19 protein-coding genes and 1 pseudogene are annotated in these 20,843 nt (G+C 67.8%); 13 read left to right on the top strand and 7 right to left on the bottom strand.

What is annotated here, in order from left to right; all coding sequences use genetic code 11:
- The 5 genes from MJ783_RS08285 to MJ783_RS08265 form a co-directional block, all read left to right on the top strand.
- A partial coding sequence (locus tag MJ783_RS08285) for a glycosyltransferase family A protein (RefSeq protein WP_239309740.1) occupies window positions 1-1,039 on the top strand: 1,039 nt, incomplete at its 5' end.
- 336 nt (window positions 1,040-1,375) lie between these two features.
- Window positions 1,376-2,176 (top strand): hypothetical protein, encoded by an 801-nt coding sequence (locus MJ783_RS08280; RefSeq protein ID WP_239309739.1) that lies wholly within the window; start codon window positions 1,376-1,378, stop codon window positions 2,174-2,176.
- 314 nt (window positions 2,177-2,490) lie between these two features.
- Complete coding sequence (locus tag MJ783_RS08275) at window positions 2,491-3,729, top strand: PP2C family protein-serine/threonine phosphatase (RefSeq protein WP_239309738.1); 1,239 nt, start codon at window positions 2,491-2,493, stop codon at window positions 3,727-3,729.
- Between the two features lie 479 nt (window positions 3,730-4,208).
- Entirely contained in the window at window positions 4,209-5,009 is an 801-nt protein-coding gene (locus MJ783_RS08270) for a GAF and ANTAR domain-containing protein (protein WP_239309737.1), read from the top strand.
- A 179-nt stretch (window positions 5,010-5,188) separates the two neighbouring features.
- On the top strand, window positions 5,189-5,875 hold the full coding sequence (locus tag MJ783_RS08265; RefSeq protein ID WP_239309736.1) for a hypothetical protein: 687 nt from the start codon (window positions 5,189-5,191) through the stop codon (window positions 5,873-5,875).
- Between the two features lie 15 nt (window positions 5,876-5,890).
- Here MJ783_RS08265 and MJ783_RS08260 read toward each other — a convergent pair whose 3' ends face one another.
- The 7 genes from MJ783_RS08260 to MJ783_RS08230 form a co-directional block, all read right to left on the bottom strand.
- A complete protein-coding gene (locus MJ783_RS08260) occupies window positions 5,891-6,733 on the bottom strand; it encodes a PP2C family protein-serine/threonine phosphatase (protein ID WP_239309735.1) in 843 nt (280 codons plus the stop codon).
- A gap of 635 nt (window positions 6,734-7,368) precedes the next feature.
- Window positions 7,369-10,032 carry a magnesium-translocating P-type ATPase gene (gene mgtA / locus MJ783_RS08255; RefSeq protein ID WP_239309734.1) on the bottom strand — a complete coding sequence of 888 codons (2,664 nt, stop codon included), beginning with the start codon at window positions 10,030-10,032 and terminating at the stop codon, window positions 7,369-7,371.
- 101 nt (window positions 10,033-10,133) lie between these two features.
- Window positions 10,134-10,718, bottom strand: a complete 585-nt coding sequence (locus MJ783_RS08250; protein WP_239309745.1) for a DoxX family membrane protein — start codon at window positions 10,716-10,718, stop codon at window positions 10,134-10,136.
- A gap of 47 nt (window positions 10,719-10,765) precedes the next feature.
- Complete coding sequence (locus tag MJ783_RS08245; RefSeq protein ID WP_239309744.1) at window positions 10,766-13,171, bottom strand: phosphoketolase; 2,406 nt, start codon at window positions 13,169-13,171, stop codon at window positions 10,766-10,768.
- Between the two features lie 763 nt (window positions 13,172-13,934).
- On the bottom strand, window positions 13,935-14,153 hold the full coding sequence (locus MJ783_RS08240) for a three-helix bundle dimerization domain-containing protein (protein ID WP_239309733.1): 219 nt from the start codon (window positions 14,151-14,153) through the stop codon (window positions 13,935-13,937).
- Window positions 14,154-14,342: 189 nt separating this feature from the next.
- Window positions 14,343-15,020, bottom strand: coding sequence for a hypothetical protein (locus MJ783_RS08235; protein WP_239309732.1), 678 nt, complete (start codon window positions 15,018-15,020; stop codon window positions 14,343-14,345).
- Window positions 15,021-15,198: 178 nt separating this feature from the next.
- On the bottom strand, window positions 15,199-15,999 hold the full coding sequence (locus tag MJ783_RS08230) for a GAF and ANTAR domain-containing protein (protein ID WP_239309731.1): 801 nt from the start codon (window positions 15,997-15,999) through the stop codon (window positions 15,199-15,201).
- Window positions 16,000-16,711: 712 nt separating this feature from the next.
- Here MJ783_RS08230 and MJ783_RS08225 point away from each other — a divergent pair.
- From MJ783_RS08225 to MJ783_RS08190, 8 genes and pseudogenes are all read left to right on the top strand, one after another.
- Window positions 16,712-17,203 (top strand): STAS domain-containing protein, encoded by a 492-nt coding sequence (locus MJ783_RS08225; protein WP_239309730.1) that lies wholly within the window; start codon window positions 16,712-16,714, stop codon window positions 17,201-17,203.
- Window positions 17,200-17,496 (top strand): GlsB/YeaQ/YmgE family stress response membrane protein, encoded by a 297-nt coding sequence (locus MJ783_RS08220; protein WP_239309728.1) that lies wholly within the window; start codon window positions 17,200-17,202, stop codon window positions 17,494-17,496. Before MJ783_RS08225 ends, MJ783_RS08220 begins: the two co-directional genes overlap by 4 nt.
- A 2-nt stretch (window positions 17,497-17,498) precedes the next feature.
- Window positions 17,499-17,942, top strand: coding sequence for an STAS domain-containing protein (locus tag MJ783_RS08215; protein WP_239309727.1), 444 nt, complete (start codon window positions 17,499-17,501; stop codon window positions 17,940-17,942).
- Window positions 17,943-17,986: 44 nt separating this feature from the next.
- A complete protein-coding gene (locus MJ783_RS08210; RefSeq protein ID WP_239309726.1) occupies window positions 17,987-18,223 on the top strand; it encodes a hypothetical protein in 237 nt (78 codons plus the stop codon).
- A 9-nt stretch (window positions 18,224-18,232) separates the two neighbouring features.
- Complete coding sequence (locus tag MJ783_RS08205) at window positions 18,233-18,730, top strand: general stress protein (protein WP_239309724.1); 498 nt, start codon at window positions 18,233-18,235, stop codon at window positions 18,728-18,730.
- A 376-nt stretch (window positions 18,731-19,106) separates the two neighbouring features.
- Window positions 19,107-19,448 (top strand): lipopolysaccharide assembly protein LapA domain-containing protein, encoded by a 342-nt coding sequence (locus MJ783_RS08200; RefSeq protein ID WP_239309722.1) that lies wholly within the window; start codon window positions 19,107-19,109, stop codon window positions 19,446-19,448.
- 193 nt (window positions 19,449-19,641) lie between these two features.
- Window positions 19,642-20,163: a DUF5994 family protein gene (locus tag MJ783_RS08195; protein ID WP_239309721.1), complete on the top strand. Its 522-nt coding sequence runs from the start codon at window positions 19,642-19,644 to the stop codon at window positions 20,161-20,163.
- A 293-nt stretch (window positions 20,164-20,456) separates the two neighbouring features.
- Window positions 20,457-20,621, top strand: a pseudogene (locus MJ783_RS08190) (helix-turn-helix domain-containing protein); the annotation flags it as partial.
- Between the last annotated feature and the right edge of the window lie 222 nt (window positions 20,622-20,843).

The raw sequence follows: 20,843 nt of genomic DNA, 5'->3' as shown, positions 1-20,843 counted from the left end.
TGTGGTTACGAGTTTCACGAGTTCATCAATGTGGATTCGGTGCGTCGTCGGGATGGGAACTGATCAGAAGATGCGGATCGGTGTACTTGTTACCAACTACAACTACGGCCGATATCTGCCCGACGCTCTGGGTTCGGTTCAGGCGCAGAACCGGAGGCCGGAAATCGTCGTGGTGGTCGACGACGGATCCACTGACGATTCACTCAAGATCCCGAAGGAATGTACCGCCGACATCCCGTGTGTCCTCTACGCCGAGGACCGGAATCGGGGTCAGCTCTGCGCCTTCCAGCGGGCGGCGGTGAAGCTCGCCGACGAGTCCGACGTTGTCTGCCTCCTGGACGCGGATGACTTCTGGTCCGAGGGCTATCTCAAAGGAGTCGAGGAGGAGTTCCACTCCTATGCTCGGCCGGAGATGGTGTTCTCGGGCCTGCGGTTCGTAGCGGCGACCGCGTCGGCGGGCTCGATAGTGCCGACGGACGTCGTCCCGTTCACTTTTGACGTGGGCTACGGCGACCAGCCGGCCGACTGGCTGCGAACGGTGTTCCTCGGCCAGTGGTTCGGCGCGCCAACCTCGGCGATCGCGGTGCGGTCGCAGCTGTTCGCCGAGCTCGTGCACATTGCCGACGGTTCGGACTGGCGTATCAGAGCAGATGACGTTCTGATGTTCGGTGGCGCGGCTCGGCGGCTTGTCCGAAGGTGGCGTTCGGCACCTGAGGCCGCGGTCTGCTACCGGATCCACGGCCAGAACAGCTTCGCCGGGCGTGAGCCGACCGCGAGCGAGCGTCGACGCCGCGACCTGGCCGTCATCACACTGCTTCGCCCGTACCGAGAGGCCTGGAGGCTGTTCACTGCCCAGGAACGGCTGGAGTGTTTCCAGGAGGAGGCTGATGCGATCTTTGAGACGCTGCCAGCCGAACTGGCGTCGGCAACCTGCCAGTCGTTGGTCGAGGCGGCGGCGACAGACCCCGTTGATTCGGCACGATTTCGCGCTGAGCTGGCGCGGATTCACGTAGAGCGCCAACCAGTGATCAGCGAATGACCTCGGTCTGGGTGTGTCACGCCTCGCCTGGGTAACTAGTCAGGTCCTTTGATCGCGCCGGTGTTGTTGCAGGTCTGATCAGCGTGCGCCGTCGATCTGACGGCCGTCATACGATGTCTTCACAGGGGCCTCCTTCGTCGATGACGTGAGCAACCCCCAGGAACTACCCAGCTGGGAGTGTCACGAGGAGCGGAGGCCCCGCTCCTTCATCGCATCAACGGGCTGGGCGAGGGTGGACCATGTGTACCAGCATCCGAACCGTTTGATCTTGGTTGCTGGCCCTGAAATTACTGTCCGTCCGGTCGCTACGCGGGCCCTGGCCAGGGTCGATGTCCAGTGACCGCGCGGACCTCTACATCGTCTACCGAATCGAACAGGCGTTCCGTAGACCTGGCGGTTCCGGACTCTTCGATCCGTCTCGTGACCGTGATCGTCGGCGTGGTCGTTGCGCTAACGTTTCTCTTCGGCTTCGGGAACGTGCTCGCGCTCGGGCTACGTCTCGGCGTTCCGATATGGGTAGCGCCGCTCGTCGCGCCCGCCGTTGATCTGTCGGTCGTCGGCCTGCTGCTCGGCAGCCGGCAACTCGCTGTGAACGGCGGGCCAGTAGAAGTGCTGCGCTCGGCACGGAGGCTTCTCATCTTCGCGAGCATGGTAACGCTGGCGTTGAACATCGCGGAACCCTTGATTGCCGGCCGGTACGGCAAGGCAGCATTCGACGCCGTCGGACCGGTGCTCCTGATCGGTTGGGCCGAGGTCGCCCCGGGTCTCCTGTACGCCATGCAAATCACAGCGGCCGACCGCCGGCATCTGGCCGAGACGCCGGCTGCCGACAACCCGTCCCCGACAGGGGTCAAGGATCGCCACGCTGCGCCTGCTGTCGAGCCGGTCGGGGATGGGACTGCTGTCGCGGTCCCGCTGTCGCGCGAGCCCGCGCGCGAGGCACACAGGCAGGACCTGCTGCACCGGGCCCGGGCCGAGGATGTGTTGCATTGGCAGCAGCACCAACGCCCGATCTCCGCGGAAACGCTGCGCAAGCGGCTAGCCGTTGGCACCGGCACCGCCCGCGGTCTGGTGACCCGGCTGCGCACCGATACCCACAGCGCACTCGACAGTCAGGCCGGCCCGGCGGCGCCGTAGAGCTCTGGGCCGGTTCCGTCTCGATTGGCTCCGTCGTTCATTCATCGACCCGATTGCGGACCCAATCGGAAATGAGGAAGCCGAGCGCGCAGGACGACCGCCGTGCCTTGAGCTCGGCGGCCGGTGCCGACTGGGAACGGAACGAACGTCGGAAAGATGAAGGTCAAAGGGTACGGCTCGCCCCGACTCCACCGGGACTTGACAGTCCTCCGCTCCGCCGATCGGGAGTGAATCGGGGTGTCGACGTGACCGGCCGACGTCATCTAGGGACGCTCGCACGGGCCAGGGTTGGTCGCCGGGGAGAAGAGGTTTTTGTGGTAGAAGGTGAACGACAGTCCAGCAAGGTCATGGTGGATCGGTCGGAGGGGTTCGGTGAGCGACTGCTGGGTGTGCTGCTGGACCGTGCTCACGAGATGCCGCCGCAGCTGATCGCCCCTCTGGTGGCGGAGGAGATCGGAAGGATTGGTGGCCGGGATGTCTCGATCCTTCTGCAGGACTATGAGCAGTTGATGCTGACGCCGCTGCCTGGCAGGGGCCTCTCGGTCGGGGAGCCCGAGTCGATCGATGACTCTCCTGCCGGCATGGCCTTCCTTCGCGCGATGCCCGTCGAGCAGCAGCAAGGTGATGGAATACGGATGTTCCTGCCGCTGCTGGACGGTAGCGACCAGGTAGGGGTGATGGCCTTCACTCTCGACCGGGTCGATGATGATGACCGGCGCTTGCTGAGGCGGCTCGCCGGCCTTGTCGCCGACATGATTGTCACCAAAAGTAATTATACCGACCAGTTCTTTCGGGCTCGGCGCCGCGAACCCATGAGTGTGGCCGCGGAAATCCAGTGGTCGCTGCTGCCGCCGCTGACCATGATTACCCCGCAGGTCACAGTGGCCGGCATCCTCGAACCCGCCTACAACATCGCGGGCGACAGTTTCGACTACGCCCTCAACGAAGACATCCTCCATGCGGCCGTCATCGACGCCATGGGCCATAGCCTGGACGCCGCGGTGCTGGCAACGGTCGCTATTGGCGCCTACCGGCACGCCAGACGCGCCGACATCGGGCTGGCTGAGCTGTACATGTTCATGGACGCGGCCATCCATAGGCAGTTCGGGCCCGATCACTTCGTCACGGCACAGATGATGCGTCTGGATATTGGAACAGGTCGTCTGCAATGGGTCAATGCGGGTCACCCGCCGGCGCTGCTGATCCGCGATCGTAAGGTTATCCAGGCTCTGGAGGGTCCGGGTACTCTTCCGGTCGGCTTCGGTGGCGATATACCGCAGGTCAATGAACAGACGCTGTGGCGTGGTGACCGGGTGCTGTTCTTCACCGACGGTCTCATCGAGGAGCATGAGAAGGGCGGCGAGCAGTTCGGCGAAGAACGTCTGATCAACTTCGTTGAGAGTGCCCGGGGTAACAGCGCGCGGGAGATGGTGCGGAGTCTGTCTCATGCGTTGATGCGGGAACGGCGCGGGGTCACGACCGACGATGCGACACTTTTCCTAGTCGAGTGGTGCGGAGGCAGCGCCGACCATCTCGCCAGCGTAGATATCTGATCGGAACGGGGGTCGCGTCCGGGCGTCCCCTTTTTCGTGTCGTGCGGGTCCACGGCGACTGTAGTCAGGAGCCGGAGCCTCACGTCCTGGCTCCCGCGCGGCCCACCCTGTCGCAGGCAGGGAGCGGGCCGACATCCGAGCACGGGTGCACCATGATAAAGTGAAGGCCGACCGGAATCCTATGAATCCGGAATCTTCCAGATCTCGATGCCAGGCCGGTCTCAGTGCCGGCCGAGGCCATCCGGCGGCCCTTATCGCCGGACTGAGGCGACCGTCATGATGGCGGGCCACATTGCTGTACCTCTCGGTCAGGTTGGCTTCGCTTTCCGCGACGACGGTGGCGGCGAACCCGTCGAGCTCCAGATTTCCCTGAGGGTCTCCCGGCCCGAGGCGACCACCGGCGGTGGGGCACAGCCGCGGCTGGCCCCGGCCCACGGCAGTCGGTCCGTTGACGGCGGGGGATGCCTGGTTTGGCGACCATGACCGAGTTTGATGATGACCTTGTCATGCTGACGCCGGAGCTGAGTTCGGCGCAGGCGTGGGCCGATGACCTCGACTTGCGTGCTGGCCTGGCCGGCCTCGCTGGTCTGGTGTCCGGTTCCCTGGACCTGCAGGGGCTGCTGACCAGGGTGGCGAGTTTCGCGGCCCAGGCGATCCCCGGCGCTGACGGCGCCGGGGTGACGTTGCTGCGCCCCGACCGGGATGACGACCGGGTCAAGGCGCTGGCGGCGAGCGCGCCGTTTGTCCGGGATATCGACAAGATCCAGTACGTGGTCCTCAACGAAGGTCCCTGTATCACCGCCACTCTCGATCGGCGTACGGTCCGTTCGGGATCGCTCGGCGGCGAACGGCAGTGGCCGCGCTTCGGCCCGCGGGTTGGCCGCCTCGGCGTGCACAGTGTGTTGTCGCTGCCGTTGCTGCTACCGGACCAGGTAGTGGGAGCGATCAACGTCTACGCCCACGGCAAGGACGTCTTCGACGCGCACGCCGCCGAGCTCGGCGAGCTGTTCGCGGCCCCGGCGGCTGTCGCGGTGCACAACGCCCAGGTGCTGGCCCAGGCTCTGAACCTCACGATCCAGCTGCAGGCCGCTCTGTCGAGCAGGCCGGTCATCGATCAGGCCATCGGACTGTTGCGTGGGCGCAACGGTGGGACCGCGGAGGAGGCGTTCGCGCGGCTGCGCGCGATGAGCCAGCGCGAGAACGTCAAACTCGCCGCCGTCGCCGAGCGCATGGTCGATGAGGCGGTCCGTCGTGCCCGCGCCCGCAACCGCGACATGTAGCTCGACTGTCGATCCTCTGTGATCACGCGGCGGGTTCGACCGAGTAGCCTGAGATATGGCACCCTTGGATTCGGGGCCCCGACTCGTGTCCGGTGCCCCACCAAGCACCGCGGCCTGCGGTACTCGGCTTTGTGGCCGAAAATGGGCGTTCGGGGACGCCGTTTCGGAGAAACCCCGCCGTGGATATTTCCACAGCCTTGGCCGCGGACCTCGCGGCTCTCACCGAATCGTTGGACGAGCCCGGCGTGGATGTCTCGCAAACTCTGCGGCAACTCTCTGTCGACGCCAAGATTGCCGTTGGCTCCTATATCGGACTATCGGCCGTACTTTTCGCCGGTGGGCGCGTGCTCACTTTCACCGCGTTCGAAGAGGGCGCCGAACCCGAAGACATCCGTGCCTCTCTACGGCTGTCCCTGCCGCCGCGCGTCTCCGCGGCCGAAGACCCGGAGACCACGATCTTTCTGATCCTCTTTGCCGCGATACCGGGAGCCTTCGTTGACCTCGCGACCGATCTGAGCTGGCTGACCGGCGACGGTCTCAACCGCGGCCCCGGCGGATTCGTCCTCGACGAGGACCTCACAGCGCCGCACGATCCGGCCGCACCGAGCGGGCTGAGGGCACTGTCGATCATCGAGCAGGCCATCGGCGTGCTGATCGGCCGAGGCAGTACGCCCGAGCAGGCCTCGGCGCACCTCGACCTGCTGGCCGCCGACACTCGCGCCGACCGGCTCGCCGCGGCCGGCGCCATCCTCGCCGAGCTGGACACCACGAGTCCGACAGGCCCGGGAGGCGGCGATGGGCGCCCGGCGCGCGCACGGGGGCCTGATAGTGAGGCGGTACCCACCGAACCGCCGCGAGACCCGTAGCGTCACTCGTCGAGTTCACAGTATTGGGTGTAGATCGGTGGCGCGCAGGGCGAGGAGTGCGATGTCGTCGGCATGGGATCCGCCCGTAAAGGCGAGCACATCCGCCTCGATTTCGTCCACGAGATTTCGCGGGCTGAACTGTCCCGTCGCGGCGAGGAGAGCCCGGAGGCGTTCTTCGCCGTACTGTTCGCGGTCCTGTCGAGCTTCGGTGACGCCGTCCGTGTAGAGAAGCAGCGTCTCTCCCGTTCGCAGGGTCATCCGTACATTCCTCAGTCCGGCTTTGGCGTACAGGCCCAGAGGCAGTCCGTGATGCCCGACGGCGCGCACCGCGCCGGCGGAGTTGCGCAGCAGAACGGGCATATGCCCCGCCGACGTGGGGAGCACGCGGACTCCGGCGGACCCTGGAAACAGCATGACGTACGTGGCGGTCAGGAAACGCTCGCCGTCGGGCTCGCGGGTCAGCAACGCGGTGTTGAGGCGGTCGAGTACCCGCGACGGAGTCTTCTCAGCCGTCGCGATGGCGCGGATCGTCTGGCGTGCCCACGCCGCGAGCATCGCAGCTTCCGGCCCGTGGCCGCTGACGTCTCCGATCACGGCGTCCCAGCGTTCCACGATCGGTTCACGCAGCGTGCGTACTCGCTGCGTGTAGGACTCGGAGTCCGCGCCGGCGAACAGGCGCACAGGGAACATGTCGTAGAAGTCGCCCAGTGCCCCCACGCTGTCAGCCGCCGGGAGACAGCGCGCGGCGACCTGCATCCCCGGGACGCCGGACGTCCGCGGGGGCAGCAGACCCGGATATGGCAACAGGTGTGTGAGTCGCTCGTCGACGTCGGGCTCTACGCGCGGTCGCGCTCGCATGAGCCGCCACTTCCCAGCGCCGCGCACGATCCGACGAGGTCGACCGCCACAGGCGCGATCGCCGCGTCGCCACGATCATGAAAATTCACGGTGCCGGCTCGGTCAGCAGCATGCCCACAGGCGTGGACGGCGCGGAGGTGGAAACGTTGTGAGCGGACATGAGGTGCCTCTACAGGAGAGATCACCGATGCGCCCGGCGGCTAGGCCTGCAGCCCATAGGGCCGCGACGCTGACGCGCGGCAGCCCCGGCCCGGGCTGGCTGTTTCCCAGCGGCATAATCGTACGCCGGGCCCGATCGACTGTCCGGCGCCGGACGGAGTGCCCGGTCGCGAAATGTCGTTGGCTGCGCGCGCTATCGACCTGACGGCGATGTCAATAGCTGGTTGCGGTCCTCATGTGTTCTCCTTGGAGCGGCAGCAGAGCACTGCCTGAGGGTGCCGGGCGCGACTACTCACGAAACCACGGCCAGGACCGAGCCCGGTCCGCCGGCGAGGACATTCCGCCGGCGACGCGGAGCCTCGCCCGACAACGCTCTGCTCGACGAGGCGCTGTCGTCGAGCAGAGCAGCTTGCGGCCCGTCGATACGGCTCCGACGGCAGGCAGGCGCCGCTCACCCACCGGGTCTGGTGGTCGGGTCATCCGGCCTTCTTCGGAGTGTGCTCGGCGTGTCCGCGGAGGCTGAAGCGGCCAGCGCGGCGGTGTAGTGCCCGCATCGTGGAAGAACGCCGGCGAGCGGGTGGGGTGATGCCGGCGCCGCGGTAGAAGACCCGCTTGCCGGCCTCGATCAGCGCGAGGTAGCCGATGACCAGGCCGACCAGCGCCGCGAAGAACGCGAGGGGCAGCGGACTGAGACCGAGGAGGTGCGCGAGCGGGCTTGCTGGGAGCACCGACCCGATGATCACGACGGTCACGGCCGCGAGAGCCAGCGGCAGGCTCGGGCGGCTGCGGAAGAACGGCACGTGCCGGGTCCGGACCGCGAAGATCACGAGGGTCTGGGTGGCGAGGGATTCCACGAACCAGCCGGAACGGAACTCGCCGGCGCCGGCGTGGAAGATCCACAGCATGACGCCGAAGGTGACGAAGTCGAACACGGAGCTGAGCGGGCCGAAGAACATCATGAATCGGCGGATGAAGCCGATGTCCCATTGCGAGGGTGCGCGTAGCTGCGCCTCGTCGACGTGGTCGGTGGGGATGGCGAGCTGGCTGGTGTCGTAGAGCAGGTTGTTCAGCAGGATCTGGGACGGCAGCATCGGCAGGAATGACAGGAACAGTGAGGCGCCGGCGGCGGAGAACATGTTCCCGAAGTTGCTGGAGGTTCCCATCAGGACGTATTTGATGGTGTTTGCGAAGATTCGTCTGCCTTCGGCGACGCCGTCGGCGAGCACGTCGAGGTTCTTCTCCAGCAGGATCACGTCGGCGGCGTCCTTGGCGACGTCGGTGGCGGAGTCGACGGAGATCCCGACGTCGGCGGCGTGTAGGGCGAGCGCGTCGTTGACGCCGTCGCCGAGGAAGGCGACTCCGCCGCCGCTGCGGCGCTGCACGCGGACGATCCGGGCTTTGTCCTGCGGGCTTACCCGGGCGAAGACGGTCGTTGCGCCGATGGCCGTGGCGAGCGCGTCGTCGTCCAGTTCGTCCAGCTGGGTACCCGTCATGGCGTTGCCGCTGTCCAGGCCGAGGTCGTGGCAGACCTTGACCGCGACGGCCGCGTTGTCGCCGGTCACGACCTTGACCGCGATGCCCAGCCCGGCCAGTCGGGTGAGCGCGCCGGCGGCGTCGGGCTTGGGAGGGTCGAGGAACACCAGCAGGCCGGCCAGCCGCAGGTGTCGCTCGTCGGCTGCCGTCGGTGCGCGGTCCTCGGTGGTGGGGCGGGTGGCGACGGCGACGACCCGGTTGCCGGCCGCGAACTCGGCGGCCAGCTGGTCCCGCGCCGTCTGGGGCACGTCGAGGCAGCGGTCCAGGACGGATTCCGGGGCGCCCTTGGTTACCAGGGTGATCTGGTCGGCGGTGTCGCGGACCAGGACCGAGACCATTTTCCGGTCGTGATCGAAGGGCAGCGTGCCCAGGCGGGTGTAGGCGCCGAGCGCGGCCAGCTGCCCGGGAACCGGCGGAGCCCGCCATAGCGCCTGGTCGAGCGGGTTTCCGCCCACGACGTCCGTCCCCGCCGCCGGCATGTTCTCGGTGGCGAGCAGCCCCCACCGCAGGACCGTCTCAGCGTCGGTGTCCGTGGCGGGTACCGCGCGCATGTAGTCGATGTGTCCGGCGGTCAGAGTGCCGGTCTTGTCGGTGAACAGGACGTCGACGTTGCCCAGGTCCTCGATGCAGATCAGCCGTTTGACGAGCACCTTGCGCGCGCTCATCCGTCGCGACCCGGCGGCGAGGCTGCTGGACACGACCGCCGGGAGCAGCTGGGGGGTGATGCCGACGGCGATCGCCAGCGAGAACAGCAGCGCATCCATGATCGGCCGATGGAGCGCCACGCTGAGCACGAAGATCGACGTGGTCAGCGCCCCGGCGACGTAGACGAGCAGCATCGAGAACTTGCGCAGCCCGATCTGGAACTCGGTGTCCATCGGGTGGGTGCTCAGTCCGGCGGCGATCTTGCCGAGCTCGGTGCGCGGGCCGGTGGCGACCACGACGCCGGTCCCGCTTCCGGCGTTGACCACGGTGCCCATCAGCGCGCAGCCGGTCAGCTCGGCCAGCGGCGTGCCGGCGGGCACCGGTTCGGTGTCCTTGTCGACCGGCAGTGCCTCGCCGGTCAGCACTGATTCGTCGCACGCCAGCCCGGTGGCTTCCAGCAGGCGGATGTCGGCCGGGACGACGTCGCCTAGGCGAAGCGCCACCACGTCGCCCGGCACCAGGTCGGTGACGTCGATCGAGGTCGACGTCGCGTCGCGGATGACCACGGTCTCGTGGCGGATCTGATCGTGGAGCGCCTCGGCGGCTTTCTCGGCCCGGAACTCGTTGACGAACCCCAGCGTCACCGACAGGGCGACGATCACGCCGATGATGACCGCGTCGCCGCGTTCACCCACGAAGTAGGACGCCAGCGCGGCAGTCAGCAGCAGCGCCAGCAGCGGTGACCGCAGCTGATGCCACAGCACCGGAAGCAGCCGAGCCCGGTGCGAGGAAACCGCGTTCGGCCCCCACCGCGCGCGCCGCCGGACGATCTCGCTCGCCGACAGGCCCGAGCCCGCCGAGCTGCCGAGCTGGCGCAGCAGGTCGGCTCCGGCCACTCCCGCGACAGCGCTGATATCCGGCGCCACGCCCGGCTCCCTGGTCGACACGGCCGTAGCCGTCATGAGTGCTCACCGCCAGGGACCCGGACGGTCGTGACATCGGTCGAGTCCAGGATCGCGCTCGTCGGGAGGTCAGGGATCTCGCGGCGCATCGTCCGGGTTTTCTAGACGAGCCAGGGCAGGCGTCGGACCAGGGGGGTGGTGGCCCAGAGGCGGCCGAGTCCGAGGGTGCGACCGGCGCCGAGGAAGGCGAGGACGACGAGGACCGCGGCGTAGATGAGGTGTTCGTCAAGGAACAGGTTGCTGGCCGGTGGGAGGACGGCGCTCCACATCATGACGGTCAGGACTGCCCCGCCGGTCGCGGCCAGCCACATGCCGATGCCGAGGATCAGTGCTGTGCCGATCGCGACCAGGGCGATCATGAACAGGACGTCGGCGAAGGTCGTGCCGGCCAGCGAGTGGTAGAAGCCGGTGAGTGGGCCTTTGGCGGCGGAGCCGAGGAATCCCTTGGTGGGGCTACCGCCGTGGATCCACGCCTTCGCCGAGGTCGTGTCGTGGCCCAGGCCGAATGTCTTGTCCAGGAATGCCCACAGGAACACCCAGCCCAGGGCGAGCCGGATGCCTGCCAGCAGGTAGCGGACGGCCGGAGCTGGGCGCCCGTTGTCATCGACGCGCGGAGGCGTCGGCGTGCCAGCGGGTCGGTTGATGGTCTCGGCCGGGGTGTCGTGCTGATGGGCGATGTCGACCATCGCGCTCACATTCCTTCGTTTCTCGTGGATCAGATGCGCTGTCTCGCTCAGGTACCCGGGGTCGCTGTCGCTGGCCAGGTCCATGCGGAGATGAGCGGGTCGTCCTCGCCGTGCGCGCGGGTGTAGGCGCGGGCCGCGATGCGGGTGTCGGACATCAGCTGGCGTGTCGTCGCGGCGTGGCTGCCGAGCGTGGGGACCCGGTCGATGACGTCCATGACCAGGTGGTATCGGTCGAGGTCGTTGAGCATGACCATGTCGAACGGTGTGGTCGTGGTGCCTTCTTCTTTGTAGCCGCGGACGTGCAGGCCGTGGTGGTTGTTGCGGCGGTAGGTGAGCTGGTGGATGACCGACGGGTAGCCGTGGAAGGCGAAGATGGTCGGGGTGTCCGGGGGGAACAGCGCGTCGAAGTCGCGGTCGGAGAGCCCGTGCGGGTGTTCGGTCTCGGGGACCAGGCGCATGAGGTCGACGACGTTGACGACCCGGACGTTCAGAGCGGGCAGGTGGATGCGCAGCAGGTCCGCGGCGGCGAGCGTTTCGAGGGTGGAGATGTCGCCCGCGCAGGCGAGCACGACGTCGGGGTTGTCGTGACCGGTGCTGGCCCACGGCCAGATCCCGAGGCCGCGGGTGCAGTGCGCGACGGCCTCGTCCATGTCCAGGTAGGTCAGCGCGGGCTGTTTGCCGGCGATGACGAGGTTGATGTAGTCCCGGCTGCGTAGGCAGTGGTCGGCCACGGAGAGCAGGGTGTTGGCATCCGGTGGCAGGTAGACCCGGACGATCTCCGACTTCTTGGTGATGAGGTGGTCGATGAAGCCGGGGTCCTGGTGGGAGAAGCCGTTGTTGTCCTGGCGCCAGACGTGTGAGGACAGCAGGTAGTTCAGCGACGCGATGGGGGCGCGCCAGGGGATGCGGCGGCTGGTCTTGAGCCATTTGGCGTGCTGGTTGACCATGGAGTCGACGATGTGGATGAACGCCTCGTAGCAGTTGAACAGCCCGTGGCGGCCGGTGAGCAGATAGCCCTCCAGCCAGCCCTGGCACAGGTGCTCGGAGAGGATCTCCATGACCCGTCCGTCCGGCGCGAGGTGGTCGTCGCCGGGCAGCGTGGCGGCGTCCCAGGCCCGGTCCGTCGTCTCGAAGACGGCAGTGAGCCGGTTGGAGACGGTCTCGTCCGGGCCGACGAGGCGGAACCGGTCCGGGTTGTTCGCGATGACGTCGCGCAGGAAGACGCCGAGTACCCGGGTGGCCTCGCTGGTCTGCGTGGCCGGGTGGGTGACGGGGACGGCGTAGCCCCGGAAGTCGGGCAGGGCGAGGTCGCGCAGTAGCCGGCCGCCGTTGGCGTGCGGGTTCGCGCTCATCCGGCGATCCCCGCGTGGGGCGAGCGCCTGGAGTTCAGGGAGGAGCCTGCCGGCGGCGTCGAAGAGCTCCTCGGGCCGGTAACCGCGCATCCACTCCTCGAGTTGGGCGCGGTGGACGGGGTTGGTACGGGTCTCGGCGAGGGGTACCTGATGGGCACGCCAGGTGCCCTCGACCGGGAGGCCGTCGACGATCTTCGGTCCGGTCCAGCCCTTCGGCGTGCGCAGCACGATCATCGGCCACCGCGGCCGGTCCCGGCTCCCGTGGGTGCGGGCGCCGTCCTGGATGGAAGCGATCTCATCGAACGCCTGGTCGAGAGTGGCCGCGAGCTGTTCGTGGACGTGGAACGGGTCGTCGCCGCTGACGAAGTGCGGTTCGTACCCGTAGCCGCGCATCAGCTGGGCGAGTTCGGCGGTGTCGATGCGGGCCAGCACCGCAGGGTTAGCGATCTTGTAGCCGTTGAGGTGCAGGACCGGCAGGACAGCCCCGTCCGTCACCGGGTTCAGGAACTTGTTCGAATGCCAGCTGGCGGCGAGCGGACCGGTCTCGGCCTCGCCGTCGCCGACGACGCACAGGGCGACCAGGTCCGGGTTGTCGAAGACGGCGCCGTAGGCGTGGACGAGGGAGTAGCCGAGCTCGCCGCCCTCGTGGATCGAGCCCGGGGTCTCCGGCGCGACGTGGCTGGGAATGCCGCCGGGGAAGGAGAACTGCCGGAACAGGGTCCGCAGGCCGTCCTCGTCCCGGCTGACCGCCGGATAGGTCTCGCTGTAGGTGCCGTCGAGATAGGCGCCCGCGACCAGGCCCGGACCGCCGTGGCCTGGACCGGTCACGAATAGCACGTTGAGGTCCCGCTCGTTGATCACCCGGTTCAGGTGCGCGTACAGCAGGTTCAGGCCAGGCGTCGTGCCCCAGTGCCCGAGCAGCCGCGGCTTGACGTGCTCGGCGCGCAGTGGTTCCCGTAGCAACGGGTTGTCCATCAGGTAGATCTGACCGACGGACAGGTAGTTCGCGGCCCGCCAATAGGCGTCCAGCAACGTCAGCTCACCTCGGCGCGCCGAGGTGACAGCCACCTCGTCCGCAGTGTCCGTTGTCACGTCGGTCATCGGTTCGGTCATGGCGTGGCTCATTGCGTCACCCACGGTGGTTGGTGCTGGAACTCGGCCTGTGATCGGGCGAGGACCCCGCGACGGGTCCGCGCCGAAGCTGAAGCCAGCTCCTCGCACGGGACGAACCCGGGATGGAGAAGCGACAAGAGGAGACGGGCCGAGAGCGCGCATGGTCATCCCATTCGTGGATCACGATCAGCGGAGGCTGCCCAGTGGCGAGCGAACGCTCACAGATCCCGAGCGAGGCTGCGAGGGATCTGGCCTGGACTGGCTGCTACCCAACCAACGTCAGCGTACCGCCATCCGCGCAGCCTCGGAGTCGAACGGCAGCCCGAGCGTCCGCAGACGTGGCAGCCGGCGCGGACCGTTGGGATCACAGAGGGATTTCGGAGGTCGGCTTCCACGCCTGTGTCGGCCTCGGCGAGCGGCGACCGGCCGGCTGGGGATCGCTGACCGGCGGGCGGCGCCCACCAGCCGGTCCCAGGCGTCAGGTGGGCTGGCCCGCGGGAAGAACGTCCCACCGGACGCGCCACCACCCGCTCCGGCGCAGCCGGGTGGACAGAATGATCCGAACCGCGTCATCAGGTCGTCCCACCCCTGGCCTGTTCGGATTTGGCCAGGCCGTGGGTATTCATCTGGCGCCGAGGGTACGCCGCCCCGCGCGATGGCGGCGATCGGATCAGACTGATCCACGACTGCGCCTCGGGGCTGGCCTCCCGAGTAGCGGCGGCGTCGGTTCGCCGGTGAGCCGGTTGAGCGGCTAGGACGTGATGAGCTGTTGCAACCGGTCCCGGCTCGCGTGTTCGACGAGGTTCGGGACGTAATGCGTGATCGTCGCGTGTGTCAACGGTGCGTAGCAGCTGCGCACTACCGCCTCGACGGTGGGGCCTGGCACCGTCCCGTCGTAGGCGGTTTGGAGGCGTTGAATCAGGATTGTGATCCGCTCGGGAAATTCGTCCCGGACCGGGATCAAGTTCATGACGCTTTGCCTCGACCGAGCGAGATCCTGTGGTGCTGCGTTGACCTCTTGGCGGCGTCGTATCTGACCGTGCTGGTAGCCACGACGGCTCCTTCTCCTGGGACAGTGGCCCCAGGAATTCGGGGCTGTCAGCGGCGATCGCCACCTGTCAGCCCGACTTTGAGTTTACGCCGCGAAACGGATCCGGCGCTACGGGTCTCGTGGCGGCTGGGTGGGTGTCGGCCCCCGGTCGGGGCCGTGTGCGCGCGGTGGGCGCCGTTCGTCGGAGCGCAGGCCTGTCGTGCTCGGCAGGTCTAGTTCGGCGAGGATCGTCTCTGCTGCGGTGGGCCGGTCGACGCTGGTGTAGGCGGCTAGCAGGTCGAGGTGCTGATGCGCCTGTTCCAGGGTGTTGCCTTGGCTGATCAGTACGCCGATGGCCTGGTCGACGGTGGACAGGGCTTTCAGCCCGCTGGGTGTGTCCGGATCGGGTGGCACCGTGAGGTCTTCGTCGAGGACGAAGGCGGCGGTGTCGAGGCTCCCGGCGAGCCAGCTCAGATCGGTCGCAAGGTCAAGAAATGCTCCGGGCGTCGCGGCGAAGAGGATCAGGGATGCGGTGGCCGCGGGATCTTCGGTTCCGGAGACGTTAGTCGGAAGTGATATCCGTAGCGAGGCGCGGATTTCTTCGGGCTCGGCGTCCTCCTCAAGCGCGGTGAATTCCAGGCGCCGTCCGCCGACCGAGAACATGGCCGAGAGCCCAAGATAGGAGTGGACCGCAGTCTTGGTGTCGGCGGCGAGTTGCCGCAGGGTTTGTGAGATATCCGTGCCGGGTTCGTCCAGTGATTCCGTGAGAGCGGCGAGATCCGCGGCCCAAGCGGTGGAAATGTCCACAGCGGGGTTCTCCGAAACGGCGTCCCCGAACGCCTGTTTTCGGCCACGGAGCCGAGTACCGCAGGTCGCGGTGCTGGGTGGGGCACCGGACACGAGTCAGGGCCCCGCATCCAAGGGTGCCGTCTTTCACGGTACTCGGTTGGGCCGGCCGCCCAACCGCGGCGGACGGGCGGTCGGGTTACGTCTGGTGGCTGCGGGCGCGGGCGCGACGGACCGCCTCATCGACGATGCGCTGCGCGACGACGGCGAGTTTGACGTTCTCGTGCTGGCTGATCGCGCGCAGCCGCGCGAACGCCTCCTCCGCGGTCGCGCCGGTACGGCCGCGGAGCAGTCCGATGGCCTGGTCGATGACGGGCCTGCTCGACAGGGCGGTCTGTAGCTGGATCGTGAGGTTCAGAGCCTGGGTCAGCACCTGGGCGTTGTGGACCGCGACCGCGGCCGGGGCCGCGAACAGTTCCCCGAGTTCGGCGGCGTGGTCGTCGAAGACGTCCTTGCCGTGGGCGTAGACGTTGATCGCGCCCACCACCTGGTCCGGTAGCAGCAACGGCAGCGACAGGGCGCTGTGCACCCCGAGGCGGCTGACCCGCGGGCCGAAACGCCGCCACTGGCGGTCGCCGCCCAGGGATCCCGAGCGGACCGTGCGCCGGTCGAGGGTAGCGGTGATGCAGGGGCCTTCGTTGAGGACGACGTATTGGATCTCGTCGATGTCCCGGACGAACGGCGCGCTCGCGGCCAGTGCCTCGATTTTGGTGCCTTCCCGGTCGGCGCGCAGCAACGTCACCCCGGCACCGTCGGCGCCGGGGATCGCTCGGGTGGCGAAGCTCGCCACCCGGGTGAGCAGTTCCTGAAGGTCGAGGGACCCGGACACCAGGCCGGCGAGACCGGCCAGGCCCGCCCGCAGGTCGAGGTCATCGGCCCGTTCCTGCTCGAAACTCAGTGCCGGCGCGACAACGGTGATCTCATCGTCGAACTCTGTCATGGCCGCGTCACCTGCATGTCTGCCCTCCGTGCCGGGCCAGCGGCCGGCCCGGGACGATAGCCCGCAGGTGGTTGGGCGATGGGTGGGTGCGCGATCGTGTCGCTGAGTTGGGCGGCGTCGACCTGGTAGAGAAGTGTGGATGTTCGGCCCGTCTTCATGACGGTCACCTAACCCCGGCGATAAGAGCCGCCAGATGGCCGCAGCCGGGAGGCGACACCGACTCGACGTCGATATTCGTAGAGATCCGGCCGATGCCGAAGCTACCACAGCGCCCTAGCACGCGTTCGATCGTGAACTTCCGTCCGTGGTTGGGCCGAGCGTGGGGATGTTCGGACACCGATGCATCGCGCGGGCGGGCGGGCGGACACCGCGGCCACGCTGCCGCGCGCGGCAGCGTGGCCGCCTGTTGACGCCTCGTCGACATTCGGGTGCTCTTCGGGCTATGCTCGGCCTGCTAGGACATAGCCGGCTCGGGATCGGGAACGCCGCGTAGCTGCCGCGGGACCGCGAGTGTGTTACTCACGCTCGAGCGCCGCCAAGTGATCGTCCTCAGGGTGTCATCTGTGACAGTGTCCAAGGCCTCCGATCGCCTTTGCGCCACTATTTCCGTCTGCGTTTCCTCGTCATCCCCGACCGGGCCGCTGGGTGGGTCGCCGCCGCGTGGCCAGGCACGCCTTGATCATCGACCGTCGGCTGGGATCGGGCGAACGTAGTGGAGTACCGGCGCGATTTTCTCGACGTTCTACTGGGACCCCTCGACAGCACCGAACGGCCCCGCGTGCTGGCCCAGCTCGGAGCCGAAAACGCACGCCAAGGCCTCACGGTCCTGCGTCGGGGTTCCGGTCCCTCCGGGGCCGCGGTGGGGATCGTCACCTCGCATCACGACCAGGTCACGACCGTCCACCTCCTCTCCGCGGCCGGCGTGGTCGCCGCGACATTCCGGGACGCCCTCGACCACGGGATGCACGCCAGGCAACCGCTGCTGGTCGTGGACCTCGGCGAAGTGCCGTCCCTCGGCGCGGCCGCCCTGGAAGTGCTGCTCGCTGCCGCGTCCCGGGCCGCGCGGCGCGGGAGCCGGATCACTGTCCGTGGCGCCCAGCCCGCGGTCTTCCAGGAGTTCCTCGACGCCGGCCTGGTCGTGACGCTCGACGTCCATCCCGCACACCGCCAAGCCGCCGGAATCAGACAGCAGGGAGCACCATGAGCATCATCGCCTGGATCGTGCTGGGACTCATCGCCGGCCTGATCGCCGAAAGGCTGACCGGGGAACGTACCGGCTGGGTCGTCGCGGGAATCGCCGGGATCGCCGGCGCCCTGCTCGGCGGCTGGCTCGCCAAGGTGCTTTTCCACGTCCATTCCCTCCACACGTTCTTCAACGTGTCGACGTGGATCACCGCGATCGTTGGGGCTGTCATCGTTCTGCTGGCCGTTCGCCTGATCACCGGGACGACTGGACATGCGCCACGGGGACGTCGACGCACCACGTCGCGCCACTGACCATGACGAAGACTCTCCTCCCGGTCCCCACGCCGAAGGCGCGGCGCCCGCACAGGTTCGCCTCCCGCTTCCATACCGACATCTACGCCCCGGCCGACCGGACCATCGTGCGCGCGCACGGTGAGATCGACCGCGCCACCCGCACCGCGTTCCGTGCGGCGCTGACGGCCGGCCTGCAGCGGCCACCCTCGCTGCTGATCGTCGACCTCGCCGGCGTGTCCGCGCTGGGCACCTCGGGCCTGGCAGTCCTGCTCGGCGTCGCGAACCGCGCGGCCCACGCCGGCATCCCCATCATGATCATCGGAGCCCGTCCCCGGGTCTACCGGCGCTTCGCCCTGACCCGCCTGGTCGACCGGCTCGATGTGCACCCCACCCCGACCACCCGGACCCTCATACCAGCCGCCGACCCTGCCACCGACCCACCCATCAGCTCAGCCCAGGGATAGATGCCCACGTCGTCCGTGCAGTGGAACTGGTTGGAACTGACTTTATGATCATCATCATCGCGTCCGTGATCCTCTGCACGCCGTACCTCGTGAGCACCCTGCTCCGGGCCCGGCGCACCCGCACTGCCAGCCGGGTCCGCCCGCAACAGGTGGGCGTGAAGACGCGGATCGGGGCCAAGGTCGAGACGGTCAGCCCCGACGAGCCAACGTGGAGTGCGTTGGATGACCGTCAGCTCACCCGCCTCCTGATCGCCGCCGCACCGCGCGCCACCACCGAATAGGACTCCTGTATGACGAAAAGCGAGATGTTCACCGCCGCCCGCCTGGATCTGGAATACCCCATGTCCCTGGGCGTGTACGACCACTACGCCGACGCCCAGCAGGTGGTCGACTACCTCGCTGACCTGGACTTCCCCGTGCAGAACGTGGAAATTGTCGGCACCGAGTTGCGTTCCATCGAACGTGTCACCGGACGCCTGACCCGCGGAAAGATCGCCGCGGCCGGCGCGCTGTCCGGGCTCTGGATCGGACTGTTCGTCGGGATCGCGTTCAGCCTGTTCGGCGATCGGAACCAACTCGGCTTTTTCTTCACCACGCCGCTGCTCGGGGCCGTGTTCGGGCTGGCCTGGAGCCAGCTCGGCTACAGCACGGCGACCCGGCACGGCAGCCGCGACTTCGCCTCGGTCAACCAGATCGTGGCCACCAAGTACGAAGTTCTCGTGGAGCACGCGCACGCCGCTCGCGCGCATGAACTCCTCGCGGCCATGCCGCGCAGGGCGACGGTCTGAGATATCGCCGATCGGTATAACGTCGATGTGGTTGGGAGCTTCAGCCAGTTCGGCAGCAGAGGACGGCAAAGTTCCGGCGAACCCCGGGGGACTTGTACGCCTAACCACCGCTTTGCACCGGCGCCAGGCATCCATGCTCGGATTAATAGCCGTCCGAGACTCGGCGCCGGTTCCACCGCCAGCTCCCATCGATCGGCCGTGCGGACGAGATTCCGGCGTCATTTGTCAACCTCAGCCTTGCGGGCGATGGGTGCCGCTCGCGCGCATGTCGGCATGCTGATATCGGGGCGTATACTCAAAGACGGGACGCCGGCGGCAGTCGCCGATCGGGCCAGCCCCCAATTTCTGGGTCAATTTCCCGGGACAAGGAGCCGTCATGGCTACCGATTTCGTCCAACAGCCCGAAGCCGATGGCCCACCGCGCGTGCCCGAGGATCATGTGGTGCGGTCGACCCGGACGAGCCGTATCTGGACCGTCGCGATCCTGTCGGCTCTCATCTTGATCTTTCTTCTGATCTTCATCGTGGAGAACGGCCAGCGGGTCACCGTGTCGTTCCTGGGAATCGACGGCCATCTACCACTCGGGGTCGCGTTGCTGTTCGCGGCGATCGCTGGCGCGCTGCTCCTCGCGATACCAGGCGTGGGGCGCATCTTCCAGCTCCGCCGCGTGGCTCGACATCACCGGGCTACCGAAGCCGAACCACCGTCGGTGCGCTGACGGCCCGCCTTCCGCACTCCCGCGACGAGCGCCGGGACGAAAATCGCGATCGTTCGGGTATGGGTCCGCGGTGCTACTGTCATAACAGACCGGAAAGTCACGGGTATCGATGCCAAGTCGATGTCGGCACCGGTCTGGGCCATCCGGTGGTTCTCGTCGCCGGAGTGAGGCGGCCGTCATGATGACAGGCCCGATGACTGTACTTCTCGACCAGGCTGATTCCTCGCGTATGGACGATGACGGCGGCGCTCCCACGAGGCTGCGGACCGCGGCGGTGGGCGCGCGCCCGGGGCTCGCTGCCGGCAGCGGCAGGCTGTCGCTGGCCGTGGCACTCGGTCGAAAATCCTTCGACGGCGCGTGGTGGCCGCAATCCTGGCGCCTGGCCAGCGAGCTTCCCGCGCTCGTCGCAGCACTGTCGGACGCGGGTGAGACGGTCGGCCGGATGTCGGTGAACGGTGACATCTGGACCGACATTCCTCGCCGGTTCACGACGGCCACCGGCCCGTCGGTGCGGGTCAGCTGGTTTCGCACCCTCGATCCGCACACGGTGACGCTGTCGGGCGGCTACGGGCCGCGACTCGTGCTGCTCGTGATCCCGCCCCAGACAGCCCCCGAACCAGCCCAAGAGGTACTCCGGATGGCCGCGGATGGCCGACTGGTCGGCCCCGCCGGCCAGATACTGCGCACCGCAGGCATCACATTTCCACCGGAATGACATGCTCATTATTTCCCCCCGCCGACATGGCCGGTGCCGCCTGACCGGCGATCGGGCGGCGTGCCGGTGACTGCATAAGCAACTCTCCGCCGCGCGGAAAGGAATTTACGTTCGCGGCCGACAGGACAGTTCCCTGCTGTGCGTCAGCCAGCAGGCTGGCGGCGGTCTGGGGAGTGGGGACGGTCAGCGCGCCAGCAGCGAGGTGAAGGCGATGAACGGGCAGCAGTCCTGCTCGGCCGCGGCAATCCGTGCGGCGAGGTCCGGGCTGGGGCAGGATCGTCAGGCGCAGCCCGCGGATGACGGTCGCCGCCCGGCTGCTGCGCGAGGGACGGGCGCCGCTGCGCCGCATAGCGGGCGACGTCGGCTACGACTCGGAGTTCGCCTTCGCCCGCGCCTTCAAACGCGTCGTCGGCCAGTCCCCCGGCCGCTACCGCTCCGAACATCGCCCGCAGGACTGATCTCGTCGAGTATGTGCGCAGTCGTGGATGGTCCCCCAGTCCGCCGCGTTGGTTCTCGAATTTCGACCGATGTCAGGGCCAGACGGTGAAGCCCTCGTGGCGGATGGTCCAGCCGGCGTCGCGTGGAATCCTGGGCAGTCGGTGGCACCGTCCCAGCCGGCGGCCATGAGGGAGACGGCCGCGAGCAGGCCGCCGTTTGCCGGGAGGTCGATCGGCAGGGCG

The organism is Protofrankia sp. Cj3 (genome assembly GCF_917627355.1).
Lineage (GTDB): Bacteria > Actinomycetota > Actinomycetes > Frankiales > Frankiaceae > Protofrankia.
Note: the sequence above shows the minus strand (reverse complement) of the source record. Positions and strands in the feature narration are given on the sequence as shown.